At 29.5% G+C, this 16,636-nt stretch carries 15 protein-coding genes; 1 reads left to right on the top strand and 14 read right to left on the bottom strand.

Annotation, left to right across the window (positions count from 1 at the left end):
- Positions 1–98: 98 nt before the first annotated feature.
- From ACYUEX_RS16555 to ACYUEX_RS16520, 8 genes are all read right to left on the bottom strand, one after another.
- A complete protein-coding gene (locus tag ACYUEX_RS16555) occupies positions 99–707 on the bottom strand; it encodes a GH25 family lysozyme (RefSeq protein ID WP_460289140.1) in 609 nt (202 codons plus the stop codon).
- Between the two features lie 143 nt (positions 708–850).
- Positions 851–1,543, bottom strand: a complete 693-nt coding sequence (locus ACYUEX_RS16550) for a PHP domain-containing protein (RefSeq protein WP_460289139.1) — start codon at positions 1,541–1,543, stop codon at positions 851–853.
- 71 nt (positions 1,544–1,614) lie between these two features.
- Positions 1,615–2,256: a lactate utilization protein gene (locus ACYUEX_RS16545; RefSeq protein ID WP_460289138.1), complete on the bottom strand. Its 642-nt coding sequence runs from the start codon at positions 2,254–2,256 to the stop codon at positions 1,615–1,617.
- Positions 2,257–2,397: 141 nt separating this feature from the next.
- Complete coding sequence (locus ACYUEX_RS16540; RefSeq protein WP_460289137.1) at positions 2,398–3,552, bottom strand: exo-beta-N-acetylmuramidase NamZ family protein; 1,155 nt, start codon at positions 3,550–3,552, stop codon at positions 2,398–2,400.
- A gap of 100 nt (positions 3,553–3,652) precedes the next feature.
- A complete protein-coding gene (locus tag ACYUEX_RS16535) occupies positions 3,653–4,945 on the bottom strand; it encodes a PTS sugar transporter subunit IIC (RefSeq protein WP_460289136.1) in 1,293 nt (430 codons plus the stop codon).
- Between the two features lie 170 nt (positions 4,946–5,115).
- Complete coding sequence (locus ACYUEX_RS16530; RefSeq protein ID WP_460289135.1) at positions 5,116–5,385, bottom strand: acylphosphatase; 270 nt, start codon at positions 5,383–5,385, stop codon at positions 5,116–5,118.
- Between the two features lie 88 nt (positions 5,386–5,473).
- Complete coding sequence (locus tag ACYUEX_RS16525) at positions 5,474–6,802, bottom strand: N-acetylglucosamine kinase (protein WP_460289134.1); 1,329 nt, start codon at positions 6,800–6,802, stop codon at positions 5,474–5,476.
- 26 nt (positions 6,803–6,828) lie between these two features.
- A complete protein-coding gene (locus ACYUEX_RS16520) occupies positions 6,829–7,161 on the bottom strand; it encodes a hypothetical protein (RefSeq protein WP_460289133.1) in 333 nt (110 codons plus the stop codon).
- Positions 7,162–7,544: 383 nt separating this feature from the next.
- On the opposite strand from ACYUEX_RS16520, the gene ACYUEX_RS16515 reads away from it, so the two are divergent.
- Positions 7,545–8,291 carry a 3'-5' exonuclease gene (locus ACYUEX_RS16515; protein ID WP_460289132.1) on the top strand — a complete coding sequence of 249 codons (747 nt, stop codon included), beginning with the start codon at positions 7,545–7,547 and terminating at the stop codon, positions 8,289–8,291.
- Between the two features lie 143 nt (positions 8,292–8,434).
- On the opposite strand, the gene ACYUEX_RS16510 is transcribed toward ACYUEX_RS16515, so the two are convergent.
- The 6 genes from ACYUEX_RS16510 to ACYUEX_RS16485 form a co-directional block, all read right to left on the bottom strand.
- Positions 8,435–9,811: a GntP family permease gene (locus ACYUEX_RS16510; RefSeq protein WP_411169245.1), complete on the bottom strand. Its 1,377-nt coding sequence runs from the start codon at positions 9,809–9,811 to the stop codon at positions 8,435–8,437.
- Positions 9,812–9,826: 15 nt separating this feature from the next.
- A complete protein-coding gene (locus ACYUEX_RS16505) occupies positions 9,827–11,377 on the bottom strand; it encodes an acyl CoA:acetate/3-ketoacid CoA transferase (protein WP_460289131.1) in 1,551 nt (516 codons plus the stop codon).
- Positions 11,378–11,746: 369 nt separating this feature from the next.
- A complete protein-coding gene (locus tag ACYUEX_RS16500; protein WP_460289130.1) occupies positions 11,747–13,120 on the bottom strand; it encodes a sigma-54 interaction domain-containing protein in 1,374 nt (457 codons plus the stop codon).
- Positions 13,121–13,324: 204 nt separating this feature from the next.
- On the bottom strand, positions 13,325–14,128 hold the full coding sequence (locus ACYUEX_RS16495; RefSeq protein ID WP_460289129.1) for a MurR/RpiR family transcriptional regulator: 804 nt from the start codon (positions 14,126–14,128) through the stop codon (positions 13,325–13,327).
- 121 nt (positions 14,129–14,249) lie between these two features.
- Positions 14,250–14,903, bottom strand: coding sequence for an N-acetylmannosamine-6-phosphate 2-epimerase (locus ACYUEX_RS16490; protein ID WP_460289127.1), 654 nt, complete (start codon positions 14,901–14,903; stop codon positions 14,250–14,252).
- Positions 14,904–14,908: 5 nt separating this feature from the next.
- Entirely contained in the window at positions 14,909–16,399 is a 1,491-nt protein-coding gene (locus tag ACYUEX_RS16485) for a PTS transporter subunit EIIC (protein WP_411169250.1), read from the bottom strand.
- Positions 16,400–16,636: the final 237 nt, after the last annotated feature.

Here is a 16,636-nt window from a genome sequence, read left to right as displayed (position 1 = left end):
CTGCAAGTTTATTCATTGAAGCTGCTTGTTCATTTATTGAAACCAATGTACTTTATATTTAAACTCTCTTTAATCAAGTAAAACTAAATTTATTAATCTTATATTTTATCTAACAATATTTCCTCTGTAAATACATCTAAAGGACAATAGCCACTTATCCCCGAAACATTTCCAGCTTCTAAATATTGAAACCCTATCCAGCTATTCCATATATGATTGTCTTCAGGTGTAGTAACATCATAATCAGCTACCCATAGTGGATACTTTGATAAGTCCTTTGTAAGACTTGTTTTTGCAAAGTTTGTATATGTGTATACTACAACCTCCTTTCCTGTAAGTCTTTTTACTTCTTCTAAGAAAGTTATACACATATTAGATAATTCCTCTGCTTCATACCAATCTGTTAATTCAATATCTAAAGCCAACCTACAGTTTGAATCTTTTCCATTTACATAACTTGCAAAATAATGGGCTTGTGCTTTTGCATCTACTCTTGCTCTAAAGAAATGGTAGAATCCTATCAACATATTATTGTTCTTTGAACCTAAATAATATTCCCCTAACCTTGGATTTACATAATAATTACCTTCCGTCGCTTTTATATATACAATTTGAACTCCACTTTCACTAATCTTTCTAAAGTCAACTTCTCCTTGCCAACTTGATATATCTATTCCTTTGTATTTTCCAGTGTTTATTGATTGCATATCATCCTCTCCTCTAAAGTTTGAATAATTGATTTTAAGATACAATATAATATGCAACCAAACCTAGAAATGTAATTGATATATAATAATAAAAAACTCCCATTATATAGGGAGTTTTTTATTATGAAGCTATTCTTTACACTTTATAAACCATTTAAACCTAATATACTTATAAAATCATCTATTTCCTCTTTTTCTAAGTATATTTGACCTAAGGTTCCATGTTTTAAATCTACCTTTTTTAAAGAATGAAAATCGGATCCAGCTGTATATATTATGCCTTTTTCCTTGGCTACATTTATAAAGTAATCTGTACCTTCATCCTTATTTCTATAGTATTTTGCTTCTATTCCATCAAAATTCAAGCTGATTATATCTTCAAATATATCTCTACTAAGTAACGTTGGATGAGCTAAAACTACTTTAGCGTTATAATTATGCAAAAACTCTATTCCTGCTGAAGTTAATATTTTACCGCCTTGAGATTTGAAACTCAATTTTCCTTTAAAATAAATTTGGCAAGCCTTAAATTTACCGCTACATATATTATTTAAAATCATCTTAAATTCATCACTTTCATATTTATCATCTGTAAAATACCCTAGTATATGAACTTTCTTTCCTTTAAACCTTGTAGAAAGCTCTATTCCCGGTATAACTTTAATTCCATGAATTTTCCCTGCTTTTACAGCTTCTTTATTACCATTTATAGTATTATGGTCTGTTAAAGCGATTATATCTAAATTTCTTTCTTTAGCTAATAAAACTATTTCACCTGGTTTTAACTCCCCATCTGATTTTGTTGAGTGAATATGAAAATCTCCCTTTGTGTACATTTTTAATCCTTTAATGCTTACTTATAATTTATAATATTTTACTTAAGCATTTTTGATATACTAATATAATTTTAATATCCTAAATTCTCATTTAAAATTAATACTTTAATTCTTCCTTTAATAAATTGACCTCTAATTACTACGAAATCATTGCAAATCCTATTTGGGCTTTTACAATCAACACAGCTTCCAAGTTTTGTACATGGTGTATCTTTATTTAATCTTTTTGCATCAATAGGAGCTGCATAATTCCTCACTCGCCTCTCGGCTTCTTCTATATCTTTAACAATTTTATTTGTTCCAGCTATAATAATAACCTGCTCTGGTCCATATATCATTGGAGCAACTCTGCTTCCGTTCCCATCTATGTTATATAATTCTCCACTCTCAGTTAATGCATTTGTACTACAAAGAAAAGTATCTGCTGAAAAATTCTTAATATATATCTCTCTTTTTTCAACTCTATTTATGTTTTCTTCATATTTGTCTAAAAAGTTAAATTTTCCACTTCTTATAAAGTCTATTACACCAGTTTCAAAAAGAGTCATAGAATCTCCAACTCCAATAATAGATCCTTCTTCTATAAGTTCTTCTAACTTTTTAATTAGCTCTTCTCTACTTTTAACATAATACCCTTCCATATTGTGGCTATTTAAATTTTTTATAGTTCTTTCAACTTGTTTTTCAATATACCATTCAACATTTTTATCCATATCTATATCCCCCTATACTACAACTCTAACCTTTAGTATAAACTTATGTATATTATATCATGCAAGAATAAAATGTAGGCTGTAGATAACATATAATAAATTATCTACAGCCTCTTATTAATAATATATTAATTTAAAATTTTAATTGTACAAATAGTATTTAGATGCTTTATTTTTAAAACCTTCAGCTTCTTCTTCCCACTTCTTTAATAAATAATCAGCATTTAATTCTTTTCCTAGCTTTTCTCTTAAATCTTTAGTACCTGAAAGAGCATCTAAAAACATTCCATATCCTTCAGTATATATAAACTCAAGATTTCCCTTATCCATTTTTATTATAGTTTCAAGTAGATGCACTCCAACCTCTACTGCATTTACTTCTCTTATATCTGTTAAATGTATTTGAACTCCCCCACACATCTTACCTTCATGCTTTGAAAAGGTAGGTGTATAGTATAATGGCCTAAATTTAACACCATTAATATTTTTTTCTTCCATCCTCTTTGCTAATTCATAACCATCTATCCATGGTGCACCAACTATTTCAAAAGGCTTTGTCGTTCCTCTCCCTTCAGATATATTAGTACCCTCTAAAAGACAAGTTCCATTATATAATATTGCTGTAGAAAGGCTTGGCATATTAGGAGAAGGACTTATCCATGGTAAATCTGTATCACTATGAAGCATCCATCTTTCCCATCCTTTTATTTTAATAACCTCTAAATCACAACCTATGTTAAGCTCATTATTAAAATAATATGCAAGCTCACCTATAGTTAAACCATATCTCACTGGAATTGGATACATGCCAACAAATGTCTTAAAGCCTTCTTCTAGTATATTACCCTCAACTTTTTCTCCTCCTAATATATTTGCTCTATCTAATACTAAAAACTTTTTATTATTCTCCTTGCAAGCGTCTAAACAATAAGCCATTGTGTATATATAAGTATAAAATCTTGATCCAACATCACCTATATCAAATACTAGTACATCTATATTTTCTAACATCTCTTTTGAAGGTTTTTTATTATCACCATAAAGGCTATAGACTTTTACTCCTGTTTTTTCATCTACATAACTACTTACCTCTTCTCCTGCTTGAAGATTTCCTCTTATTCCATGTTCTGGGGAAAATAAAGATACTAAATTAAACTTTTCATTAAATACATCTATTGTATATTGAAAGTTTTTATTTATTCCACTAGGAGATGTTATAAGTCCAACCTTATTATTTCCTACAATATTTTTAATTTCTTCTAAATTATCTATACCATTAAAAATTTTATGTTTCATATAAAATCACTCCTTTTAAATTTAGATATAATACTAAAAATCAAGGGCGACTCTTAGAGTCACCCTATAGTTTTTAATTTTTATATAAATTTTTAATAAATTACATTGAATGTGCTTGTGATTCTGCTAATTGTTCTGCTTCTTCTTTTAATAAGTTCTTTTCATACATTTTGAAGAATGGATAGAATATAACTAATGATATAGTAAAGTTAATTATAACAAGAACGGCCGCTCTCCAGTCATTTGTAGCCATAGCAGCTTTAATTGGTGACGGTAATACCCATGGTGCCATTACTGAAACTTTACTTACAAGATTTAAACTCATAGCTATATAAGTTATTGTACAGTTTATAACTGGTCCTACTACAAATGGTATTGCTAATATTGGATTAAGAACTATTGGAGCACCAAACATAATTGGCTCATTTATATTAAATATTCCCGGTATGATTGAGAACTTACCAACTTGCTTTAAATAAGCTGACTTAGAAAACATGAATAATATACAAAGTGCTAATGTACCACCTGATCCACCTATCCATACAAATAGGTCAAAGAATCCTTCTGTACCTATGTTTTGTGCAACATTTCCTGCTGCTGCTGCCGCCATATTTTCATCAAGTAAAACTAACCATATTGGTCTTAAAAGTGATCCTATAACTGATACTCCGTGAACTCCTGATGCCCATAATAAACATATAAATAATGTTGGTAGTAATACTCCTAAATAACTGTTACCTGCAACATTTACTAATGGACTAAATAATTTAGCTAATAAAACATTTATATCAAATCCAAGCATTACTCTTACAAACCATAGTGAAGTTATTACTATCGCTGCTGGAATTAAAGCTTCAAAGCTTCTTGCAACAGATGGTGGAACTTGATCTGGCATTTTAATTGTAACATTTTTAGTCTTACAGAATCTTAATATTTCTACTGCCACAATCATACTTAAAATTGCAGTGAACATTCCTGCTCCGCCTAGGTATTCCATCTTAAGAACCCAACCTAAAGCTGTGTCTGTAGCTTTATCTGTAACATTTAGTGGAATATTTAAGCTTAATAAAGCTGCCATTGAAAGAACTCCACCTGATATACCATCTAATTTATAGGATTTTGCAAGTGCGTATCCCATTCCATAACTTGCATATAAAGACATTAATCCCATTGTAATTCTAAATGGTAAAACTATATTTCCGGCATGTGGTGCTATAAATTCTTTCCATGCTGGTATTGGTATATTGATAACTAATAAAAAGAAACATCCAACAAGTATTAAAGAAAGTGTTGATATAATTCCATCTCTAATTGCTCTTAAGTGCTTTTGCTCAGACATCCTTGCCATTGGCGGCATCATTTTTTCTTCCATAAACTTCATAAGTTTTTCCATAAAATAGATTTCCCCCTAAAATAATAATTTTTATTTAATTTAAATATGTTTAATAATCTTACAAATTCTAACGGTGTGAAAATTTTCAAATTAAACAAACCATTAGAATGTTAATTTCTCTCCTTTCTTCTTAAAATTTATATTTAAGTTTATAATTAAACTTTTATTACTTATCTAATTAAAAATGTTTTTTCATCTGAAATTACATCTAGTGTTTCTCTCTCTATATTTTCAACTTTAAAGAATCCGTTTCCTACTTTAAGTTTTTCTATAAATTTTTCTATGCTATCTTCTTTTCCTTGTACTTCTATATGAATTGCTCCAGCTTCTCCCCTTTTAGATAGTCCAGTAAGCTTTAATGAAGAAGCACTCATTTGTGCAAAATACCTTATTCCTCCATCAGCTATATTTCCTGTTATAATAAGTTTTTGTCTAATCATTTTAAATCACTCCTAATCTAGCTTTATAAAATTTAAATAATATATATTTACCTTAACCCTCATAATATAATGGGCTATTTAACATTGTTTATTGCCTTTTAAGGTGCATATAATATGCCCCTTTAGTCGAAGAAACATCCTCATCAACTAAGTTATAATCCTTTATTAAATTATTAAGTTCATTTATAAAGCTTTCTTTAACAAAATCTATTTTTGTAATAATACTTCCCTTTATTGCTATATCAACTTTTTTATCTAAGTTAAGAAGTTTATACGCTTTATATGTATTTCTAGCTAAATGAAATCCTGCCTTTTTCAGAATCTCAATCCCATCTTCATCTCCTAATTTAGCTGCTTTAACTATGTTTGGCACTAAGGCTGCTATATCACCTTTGTTAGATGAGTAAACAAATTTTACTAAGCTTGGTATGTCTTTTACATTAATATCTTCTAAAATTTTTTTTGATAAATAACTGAATTCTTTTCCATCATCCTTATCATTTACTATTTTCTTTAAGGCTTCTACTGCAATAAAATATCCACTGCCTTCATCACCAAGTATATTTCCCCATCCTCCAACTCTTAAGTTTTCATTTCCTCTTTTTGCATAACTTATTGATCCTGTTCCTGATATAGTTAAAATCCCATCCTTACCCTTTAACATAGCATTTATTGCAAGATCAGCATCACTGACAACTGTAACACTTATAGGAAATCTTTCTTGAATATAAGATTTTATTACTTCCTTATTATTCCCAGTATCAGCCCCTGCAAGGCCAGCATAAATATGAATACACTTGCTTTCATCTAAATTTTTTAAGCATTTAAGTATCGATATTTCAATATTTTTAAGTCCTTCTTCCTTATTAACTACAATGTTTCCAAAACCAGCTATTCCTTCTGCAATCTTATTTCCTCTAAGATCATACGCTATTGCTTCTGTTTTACTTCCTCCTCCATCAACTCCAATAACATATTCAACGTTGACTAACTCGTCTACTATTTTTCTCATTCTATTTCTACTTTCTATTACCTTAAAATAATTTTTTATATAGGTTTTTAATTCATTTGTTACTTTACTTTGTATTTCTTCTCCATCAAATCCCTTAGTTATTAAGTTTTCAGCTTTAATTTCAAGAAATTTATCTATATTATTGTATATACTTTCCTTATCTTTTAAACTACTAACTTCGTATTCTATAGTGCTTAAGTCTACATAATATAATACTGGTCTTCCTTCTCTTTTATATATTAACTTCATATCCATAAGCTTCTTAAAATGCTTCACAACATTTGATCTATGCATATTTAATTGTGTAGCTACAGTTTTAGCATCAATTCCTTTTATTTCTCCTAAAACATATTGTTTTCTACATTCATCTTTTATAACTTCATAAACTAATTCATGCTTTAACATTTTTACCGCCTTGTCTACATACTTTACTATTTAACTTTACGTTTATTAGGTTTTATATATTTAGAGTAATCTATTAAGCCCTTCATCTCTTTATTTTCTATCATCATCCTTGATAATTCAAAAAACATAATTACAGAAGTAATAAAAATAAATATTAATATCTTCCAAATGAAATCAGGCATTTGTGCAAATAGTAGTTTAGGTATTATTAGTATTAATGGTCCTACGCACCCTATTACCCAACGATTTATTTTTATTTTTTTTACTTTACAAAGGTAATGTGTTAATTTAACTGGAACGATTACAATTCCTATAGATAAAATTAAATATAGTCCTAAACTTAATAAGCTTTTTAGCATTTGTATCACCCTATTTCACATTTATTTTCAATAATTTTGTAAGAATTTCTAAATTAATACATCTATTATACACTTATATAATACATTGATATCGTTAACAAGTCTATGTTTTTGAAATAAAATTTCAAATTTTATCACTTTTTCTGAATTAAACTATATTTATATGTACTTTTTCATAATTTTGTATATTATATTATTATTTTCTAAATTTTTTATTATAAGAAATTACACACTATTATATACACTTATACTTTCATGCTAAATTTTCATTAAATTTTATTGATTTTATATAAAGATATACTAAGGTATTATTAAAGTCCTTTTATTTTATATACATATTAAATAAATAGGTTATACTAATTTTATATATTATAAAAAAGTAGGTGAAAATAATTAACTATATAGTATATGATTTAGAATTTAATCAAAAATCTTTAAATAGTTCTAATAATAAAGATATATTAAAACTACCATTTGAAATAATTCAAATTGGAGCACTAAAATTTGATGAAAACTTTGATATAATAGATAATTTTAATAGGTTGATAAAACCTACAGTACACAATACAGTTCACCCTTACGTAGAAAGCCTAACTAACATAACTACTGATAGACTAGCTTTGTGCGAGACATTTCCTAAGGTATATCATGACTTTATAGAATTTATTAGTGATAGTGAAATAATACTTTGTGTGTGGGGAAAAACTGATATAAAAGAACTTATTAGAAATGCAAAATTTCATAATTTACCTATATCGTCAATACCTAAAAGATATATTGATGTGCAAATGTACGCCTCAAGTTATTTTAAAATTCCAAAGGGATCAAAGATAGGATTGAAAACTTCTGTGGAACTTCTAAATATAAAATTTGAAGATAATTTTCATGATGCCTATTATGATGCTTACTATACTTTAGAGGTCTATAAAAGTATTTATAAATATAGCACACCACCCAAAATTTGTAATTTCACCTCTGAGAGAAGAAATATTACTTCTAACAGTCAAGTTGACAATAAAGCATTAATTGAACAATTTGAAAAAATGTATAATAGAAAAATGTCTGATGAAGAAAAAGCTATAATAAAGCTTGCATATATTATGGGTAAGACTAATCAATTTACAACTTAGCTAATACTGTGCCTTATAATTTTAATTAGAAAAAATTACTATATTAATATAAATTATTATAAAAAGGCTGCCCTTATTAAGGCAACCTTTTATATACTTTTATAATATTCGCTATGGCTCCATAAAATTAAGAATTTGTGCTTTTATACTATACCTATAGTTCCTAATATTATACTTACTATTAATGCCAAGGTTGGTATAGCAACTGACACCATAAATATATCTAGATAAGAATCTTTATGTGTAAGTCCACAAACTGTAAGTAGTGTTATTACTGCGCCATTATGTGGTAAAGTATCTAGTCCCCCGCAAGCTACGGTAGCAACTCTATGAAGTGCTTCAGGACTTATACCATATGTCATTGCCATATTAGTTAAAGTATCCCCTAAAGCTCCTAAAGCAATACTCATTCCTCCAGAGGCTGATCCTGTAATACCAGCTAAAACTGATACAGATATCCCTTCAGTGATTAATGGATTAGATGATATTCCAAGAAGTCCATTCTTTATTATTGCAAAGCCTGCAAGAGAAGAAATTACATTTCCATATCCAACAGCAGTAGCAGTATTTAATATAGCTGGTAGCGAACCTGCTGCACCCTCGTTCACTATCTTAAGCTTATCATTTATTCGTTTATAGTTTAAAATCAATGTCGTAATAATAGCTATAAGTAACGCTACTATCAAAGACCAAGATCCGCCTGATTTAGCAATTGTAGTGTTAAAACCTTCTAGCCATGCCCAATCAAATCTTCCTTCTACAAAAACATAATTTGAGAGAACAAAGTTTAAAACTAGTACTAATATTATTGGTAATATAGAGACTCCAAATGAAGGTAAGTTCTCAGTTTGCATTTTAACATCCTTTTCTTTAGTACTACCGAAGCCTTCTCCACTTTGCATTCCTTTTCTAGCTCTATACATAAGCCATAAACTTCCACAACCAAACATTACAAGAGATGCCACTATTCCCATTATAGGAGCTGCCCAGGTATTAGTGCCAAAGAACGGCATTGGTATAGCATTTTGTATTTGAGGGGTACCTGGAAGTGCTGTCATTGTAAAAGTAAATGACCCAAGTGCTATTGACCCAGGTATTAATCTCTTTGGAATACCAGCTGCTCTATATAAAGAAACTGCGATTGGATAAACAGCAAAGGCTACTACAAATAGTGATACTCCACCATAAGTAAGTATTGCACAAGATACCACTACAGCTAAAATCGCCTTCTCCTTTCCAAGCCATTTTGCTACAGAATTAGATATTGAGTTGGCAGCACCAGTATTGTCCATAACCTTACCAAATATGGCTCCAAGTAAGAATATAGGAAAATACTGCTTAACATAATTAGCTAAACTCATCATATAAGTTTCTGTATAAACAGGTAATAAACCAAAGCTTCCACTTAAAAGTACAGCAAGAAGTGCAAGTATTGGTGTTAATATAATTACGCTTACTCCTTTATAAGCAAGATACATAAGAAGTGCTAATGATAATATAATACCTATAACCCCTAACATATAACTTTCCCCCTTTTAAATTCTAATTCCCATATTTTCTTCTTTAAAAATTCTCTCATCCATAATCTTTATTTCTTTAGCTACTATAGGTGAAAAATCCATAAGAGATAAAATATCTCTTTCCAAGTCAACACCTGGTGCTATTTCTGTAATAACTACTCCCTCTTTTCTTAACTCAAACACAGCCCTTTCTGTTATATATAGTACTGGCTGATTTTTTTCTAAAGCATATTCTCCACTAAATGTTATTTGCTCAACATTTTTTATAAATTTCTTATTTTTCCCTTCCCTTAATATATTTAGTCTTCCATCCTCTACAGCTAACTTCAATCCTCCTGCAGTAAATGTTCCACAATAAACTACCTTTTTAGCATTTTGAGTTATATTTATAAATCCACCACACCCAGCAATTTTAGGTCCGAATTTACTAACATTTATATTTCCTTTCTCATCACATTGAGCAAGTCCTAAAAATGCTATATCTAATCCTCCACCATCATAAAAATCAAACTGAGCACTTTGCTCTACTATGCATTCTGGATTTATAGATGCTCCAAAGCTAAGTCCTCCTACTGGAACTCCCCCTATAGGTCCTGATTCAACAGTAAGCTTCATCATATCTCCCATGCCTTCTTCATTTGCCACTACTGAAACCCCTTCTGGCATTCCTATTCCTAAATTGGTTACAGCATTTGGTATAAGCTCCATAGCAGCTCTTCTAGCTATTATCTTTCTTTCATCTAACTCCATACTTGATATTTTTTCTAAAGGAATTCTAGCTTCTCCAGTATAGCTTTCGTTATATACCTCTCCAAAAGTTTGCATATGATTTTCTGGATTTTCTGTTACTATAATATAATCTACTAATATTCCTGGTATTTTAACTTTATGCGGATGTATTGATCCTTTCTTTACAACCTTTTTTACTTGAACTATTACCTTTCCACCAGAGTTTTTTGTAGCTTGTGCCATAGCTAGTGAGTCTAAAACTACAGCTTCCTTTTCTAAAGAAATATTTCCATCTTCGTCTGAATATGTTCCTCTAAGGATACTAATATTTATAGGAAAAGCTTTGTAAAACAAATACTCCTTTCCCTCTATATTTATTAAAGATACTATATCCTCCTTAGTTAACTCATTTAATTTTCCACCATCAACTCTAGGGTCTACAAAAGTCTTTATCCCTACAGTTGTTATTGTTCCTGGCTTTCCTGCTGCAATATCTCTGTATAGATGACTTACTACCCCTTGAGGAAGGTTATATGCCTCAATCTTGTCGTCAATAGCAAGCTTTTGAAGCTTCGGTGCTAGTCCCCAATGACCTCCTATTACTCTTTTCACTAATCCTTCGTGTCCGAAATGATTTAACCCCTTATTCTTAGAATCTCCTTGTCCTGCTGCATAAACTAAAGTAAGATTTCTTGGTGCTCCCTTCTCTAAGTAATATTTTTCTATATAAGAACTAATTTCTTCTGGATGACCACTACCTATGAATCCTCCAATAGCCATGGTTGCATTATTAGGGATCAATCCCCCCAACTGTTCTACATTTATAACTTTACACATTCTAAATCCCCCTTTAGCTCTTTCTTAATAACTAAAAAGCAATTATTGTGCCATAAGTTAATTTAAAAATATACCTTCATGACAACACAATGTTTTAATAATACATACTTGCAGATTTACTATAAAGCTATTTATTTTCTAAATGATATTTTATTATAAATAACCTCACACAAAAAGATTTATCCATTTTTGTAAACATTTACTTACAGCATCAACAGTTTCTATATTTTTTTGTAAGCCTATCTTTACAAGTTTACCTATAACTTTATTAATATTGTATATAAAACCTTACATTAAGTTTTTATATAATAAAAAGTGTAGAGTTTATCTACACTTTTTGTTATATATATACATACCTTATCTAAATTATTATTTTATTAAAATACTATATTTTTCAAGTTTTTCATATAAAGTAACTCTACTTATTCCTAGTAGTTTTGCTGCTTTAGATTTATTTCCTTTACTAAAAATTAAAGCATCTTTTAAGGCATATACTTCTGCTTCTTCTATTGTTTTTAAAAGAGGCTTAATTTCTTCTTTATAAGAGCACTCTTCTATTTCATTTGGTAAATGTTGTTTTTCTATTATTTCTCCATAATCTACTAGGTTTATAGCCCTTTCGATTACATTTCTAAGCTCTCTTATATTTCCATGCCATTCATATTGATTCAATGACCTTATTGCGCTTGTTGAAACTCCTCTTACATTCTTCCCACATTGCTTAGATAACTTATCAATAAAATATTTTGAAAGAAGTTCTACATCTCCATTCCTCTCTCTTAAAGGAGGTATCTCTATCTTCATAACATTTAATCGATAGTATAAATCACCTCTGAAGCTTCTGTTTTTGACCATTGACTCTAACTCTTTATTTGTGGCAGCAACTATTCTTAAATCTAATTTTATAAATTTATTTGCTCCTATACGTTCAACTTCTTTCTCTTGAATTACTCTAAGAAGTTTTGCTTGCATATAAAGAGGCATATCCCCAATTTCATCTAAAAATATAGTACCTCCATTTGCCAACTCAAACTTCCCCATTTTCCCTTCTCTTTTTGCTCCGGTAAAAGCTCCTCCCTCATATCCAAAAAGCTCTGATTCTAATAACTCACTTGGAATGGCTGCACAGTTAACCTTTACAAAAGGAGCATGACATCTATTAGAACTTCTATGAATTGCATGTGCAAAAAGTTCCTTCCCAGTACCACTTTCCCCTATTAATAATACACTTGAATCTGTGCATGCTGCTTTATTGGCAAATATCTTACACATCTCTATGGATTTGCTTTTTCCCTTTATGTCATCGAAAGAGTATTTTGTACTATTTTCTTGCCTTAATCTTCCTTTATATTTATCTAGCTCTCTTTTCATACTGTTCAATTTTTTATGAAGAGTATTAATATCCTCTATATTTTTAAACATAACAGTTCCTATTGCTCCAATTACCTCTCCACTCTCGATAATAGGAATTCTATTTGCTACCATGTAATTTTCTTTTATCCTTTGAAGCTTAGCGAGTTCCGCTTTCCCATTGTTAACTACTATATGCATCCTTGTGTTTTCTATTACATCTGAAACATGTTTACCTAACGCGTTTTTTAAATCTATAGATAAAAACTCACAATATCTTTTGCTTATATAAATTATAATACCTTTCTTGTCAACCATGACAACCCCATCGAAAGTAATCTCTAAAAGTTCCTTACTTATATTAGAAAAGTCTAGCTGAGAAGCTTCAATCATAGATATATTCCTCATTTCATAATTTATTAGAATACATCTATAATTATATCATATACCATACTTATTTATGTGTAATATCTATTAAAAGGCCATCAATATCAAGTTTATTATCTTAAATATACATATGAAACTTTTACAGTAAATTATGTACTAATTCTATTTGTACAAGAAAATATTCTTAACATATTATTATAATGTTATCTATTAATTATTATTAATAATAGCATTAATAGTTGTTTGCATTTTATTACTTAAATTAGCATCATTTAATAAAACCATAGATATTAAATCAAGAAGATACATTGCTGAAAATTGAGTATTTATAAACCTTCTTCTATCAACAAAATTAGGATTATATACTATAAACTTTATATCTGAATATTTGCTTATAGAGCTTCCTTCAAAACTTGTTATTGAAACTATTTTAGCTCCATTCTCCCTTGATATTTTTAATGCGTGTATAACTTCTTCAGTTTCTCCTGATATAGAAATCCCTATAACTAAATCATGCTCTGATACAATTGAACTATTAATTATCATCATATGGGAATCTGAAATGCAATGAACATTAAACCCCATTCTTAATAGCCTTTGCATCATTTCTTCTCCAGTTAATCCAGAGCTTCCAACACCATATATGTATATATTTCTTGCTTTTTTTATTTCATTAACAATTTTGAATATAGACTCTTTATCAATTAACATTTTAGTTCTTTCTATAACTTCATTATAATATTGATAAGCATATGAAAATATACCATCTTCATCATTTACATGAGCTTCTACTTTATTTGATCCGAGTTTTATTTTCATATCTACAAAGCTATCGCAACCAATTTTTTTAGCAAATCTTGTTATTGTGGCTCCTGATGTACCTATTTCCTTTGCTAAATCAGTAATATTTATATTTTTTATTTCATCTCCATATTGCATAATATAATCTGCTATAGATTTCTCTTTATCAGAAAAGTCATTATATTTTCTTTGTATTTCACATAAAATATCCACTTAATATCCTCCATATATGCTCTATAAATTTAATATAACTATTAATTTACATATAATAGAATAGCATTAAACTCATTGAAATAAAAGAGGTAGGGATTTAAATCCCTACCTCTTAAAAGTGTTATAATACTTTTAGAACCTCATCATTAAATTTCTTAGTTATCAATTGAGGCCTAGTTATTGCACTTCCAACAACAACAGCATATGCTCCTTTTTCTAAAGCCATTCTAGCCTTTTCTGGAGTATCAAAGTTTCCTTCAGCAATTACTTTTGCTTTGCAATTCTTTATTAAAGCTTCCAAAACCTCAAAATTATTCATTCCCTTAGAATGCTCTGTATATCCTATTAAAGTTGTTCCAACATAATGGAACCCTAATTTATCAGCTCTTAACCCCTCTTCTATTGTAGATATATCTGCCATAAACTTTTGTGTAGGATATTTTTTAAATATACTCTTTAAAAATTCCTCATCTTGATCTATTGTGGCATCTAAAGCTATTATATCTGCTCCTGCTTCAACAAGTTCATCTACTTCCTTCATAGTTGGGGTTATATATGACTTCATATTTGGATAGTCTATTTTTACTATTCCTATTATAGGTAAATCAACTTCTTTTTTTATTGCAATAATATCATCAACACTATTAGCTCTTATTCCTATAGCTCCACCTTCTTTAGCTGCTACAGCCATTCTACTCATTATATAAGAGCTGTGTAGTGGTTCATTTTCTAGTGCTTGACATGATACGATTAATCCTCTGTTTATTATTTTCACCCTTATTACTCTCTCCCTATAATTTCATTTATTTTTTGTTTTAATGGATCAGCTTTTGCTCCAAATATGGCTTGCACGCCGCCTTTAACTTCTAATACAGCTGTAGCACCTAAAGCTTTAATTTTAACCTTATCAACTTTGCTTACATCTTTAACAGCAACTCTTAATCTTGTTATGCATGCATCTACATCATCTAGATTATCTTTTCCACCTAAGGCTTCTAAAACTTGAACTGCAGTTTCATTCATGCTATCTTTTGTAACAACTTTAACTTCTTCACCTTCTGGTTCTCTACCAGGAGTCATAACATTAAATTTAGTTATTAAGAATCTAAATGTAAAGTAATATAAAGCTGCCCAAATTGCTCCTACTGCTAATACTAATATCCAATTTGTTTTAGCATTTCCTTGAAGTACACCAAATAAAGTAAAGTCTATTAATCCACCTGAAAAAGTATTACCTATTGATATATTTAATATATCTGCTATAAAGAATGATAATCCATCAAATACAGCATGAACTACATATAACCAAGGTGCAACAAATAAGAACATAAATTCAATTGGCTCAGTAATACCAGTAATAAATGATGTTATTGCTGCTCCTAAGAATAATCCACCAACTAATTTTCTCTTTTCTTTAGGTACACAATGATACATAGCTAAACATGCTGCTGGTAATCCAAACATCATTGTAGCAAAACGTCCTGCAAAGAATCTTGTACCCTCTGTAAATAATCCAACATGATTTGGATCAGCTAATTCTGCAAAGAATATATTTTGAGCTCCTGTAACAGTTTGACCAGCAACAGTTGCAACTCCACCTAGCTCTGTGTACCAGAATAATGGATAAATCATATGATGTAATCCCACTGCTCCAGTTAATCTTAATAAGAATCCATATAAGAAAGTTCCTATTGCTCCTAGTCCAGCTATTGCATTACCTGCTGAAACTAACCACCCTTGGAACGTTGGCCATATTAAAAAGAATATAGCTCCAATAAAAATTGCTGAGAATGAAGAAACTATTGGAACAAATCTTGATCCACCAAAGAATCCTAAAACAGCTGGTAATTGAATATTTCCATATTTATTATGAAGATATGATACCGTTAATCCAATTACTATAGCTCCAACAACACCAGTATCTATTGACTTAACTGCTGGATTAAATGCAGTTATCATGCCTTTTATTGAAGCATTCATAACTAAGAATGATACTGCACCAGCCAAACCTGCAGTACCCTTATCTTTTTTAGCAAGTCCTACAGAAAGTCCTATACACATAATAAGTGCTAAATTTGCAAATACTACTTCTCCTGCAGATGACATAATCGAAAAAATTCCTTGTAACCAAGAAATATTTAAAAATGGATAAGCTTGTACAGTATTAGGATTTGATAGAGCTCCTCCTATACCAAGCAGTAACCCAGCTGCTGGTAATATAGCAATTGGTAACATAAAGGATTTACCAATCTTTTGTAGTTGTTTAAACATTTTAGTACCCCCTTAATTTGAAAATAATTTTTATAGCTTCTCTTTGATAAAAAAAATTTTATCTGAATACATTTACATACTATCATGAAAATAATTTTTATTCAACTATTTTTTATAAAATTTTTTTCACGTTTTTATATCCTATATTATTCTATTCTTTAATTTAAATATAGTATCTACTTTATATAAAAATATAATCTATTTTTTAATACAAAAAACCGCATCAAAATAAATGAT

This window comes from Clostridium sp. CTA-7, assembly GCF_054768095.1.
Note: the sequence above shows the minus strand (reverse complement) of the source record. Positions and strands in the feature narration are given on the sequence as shown.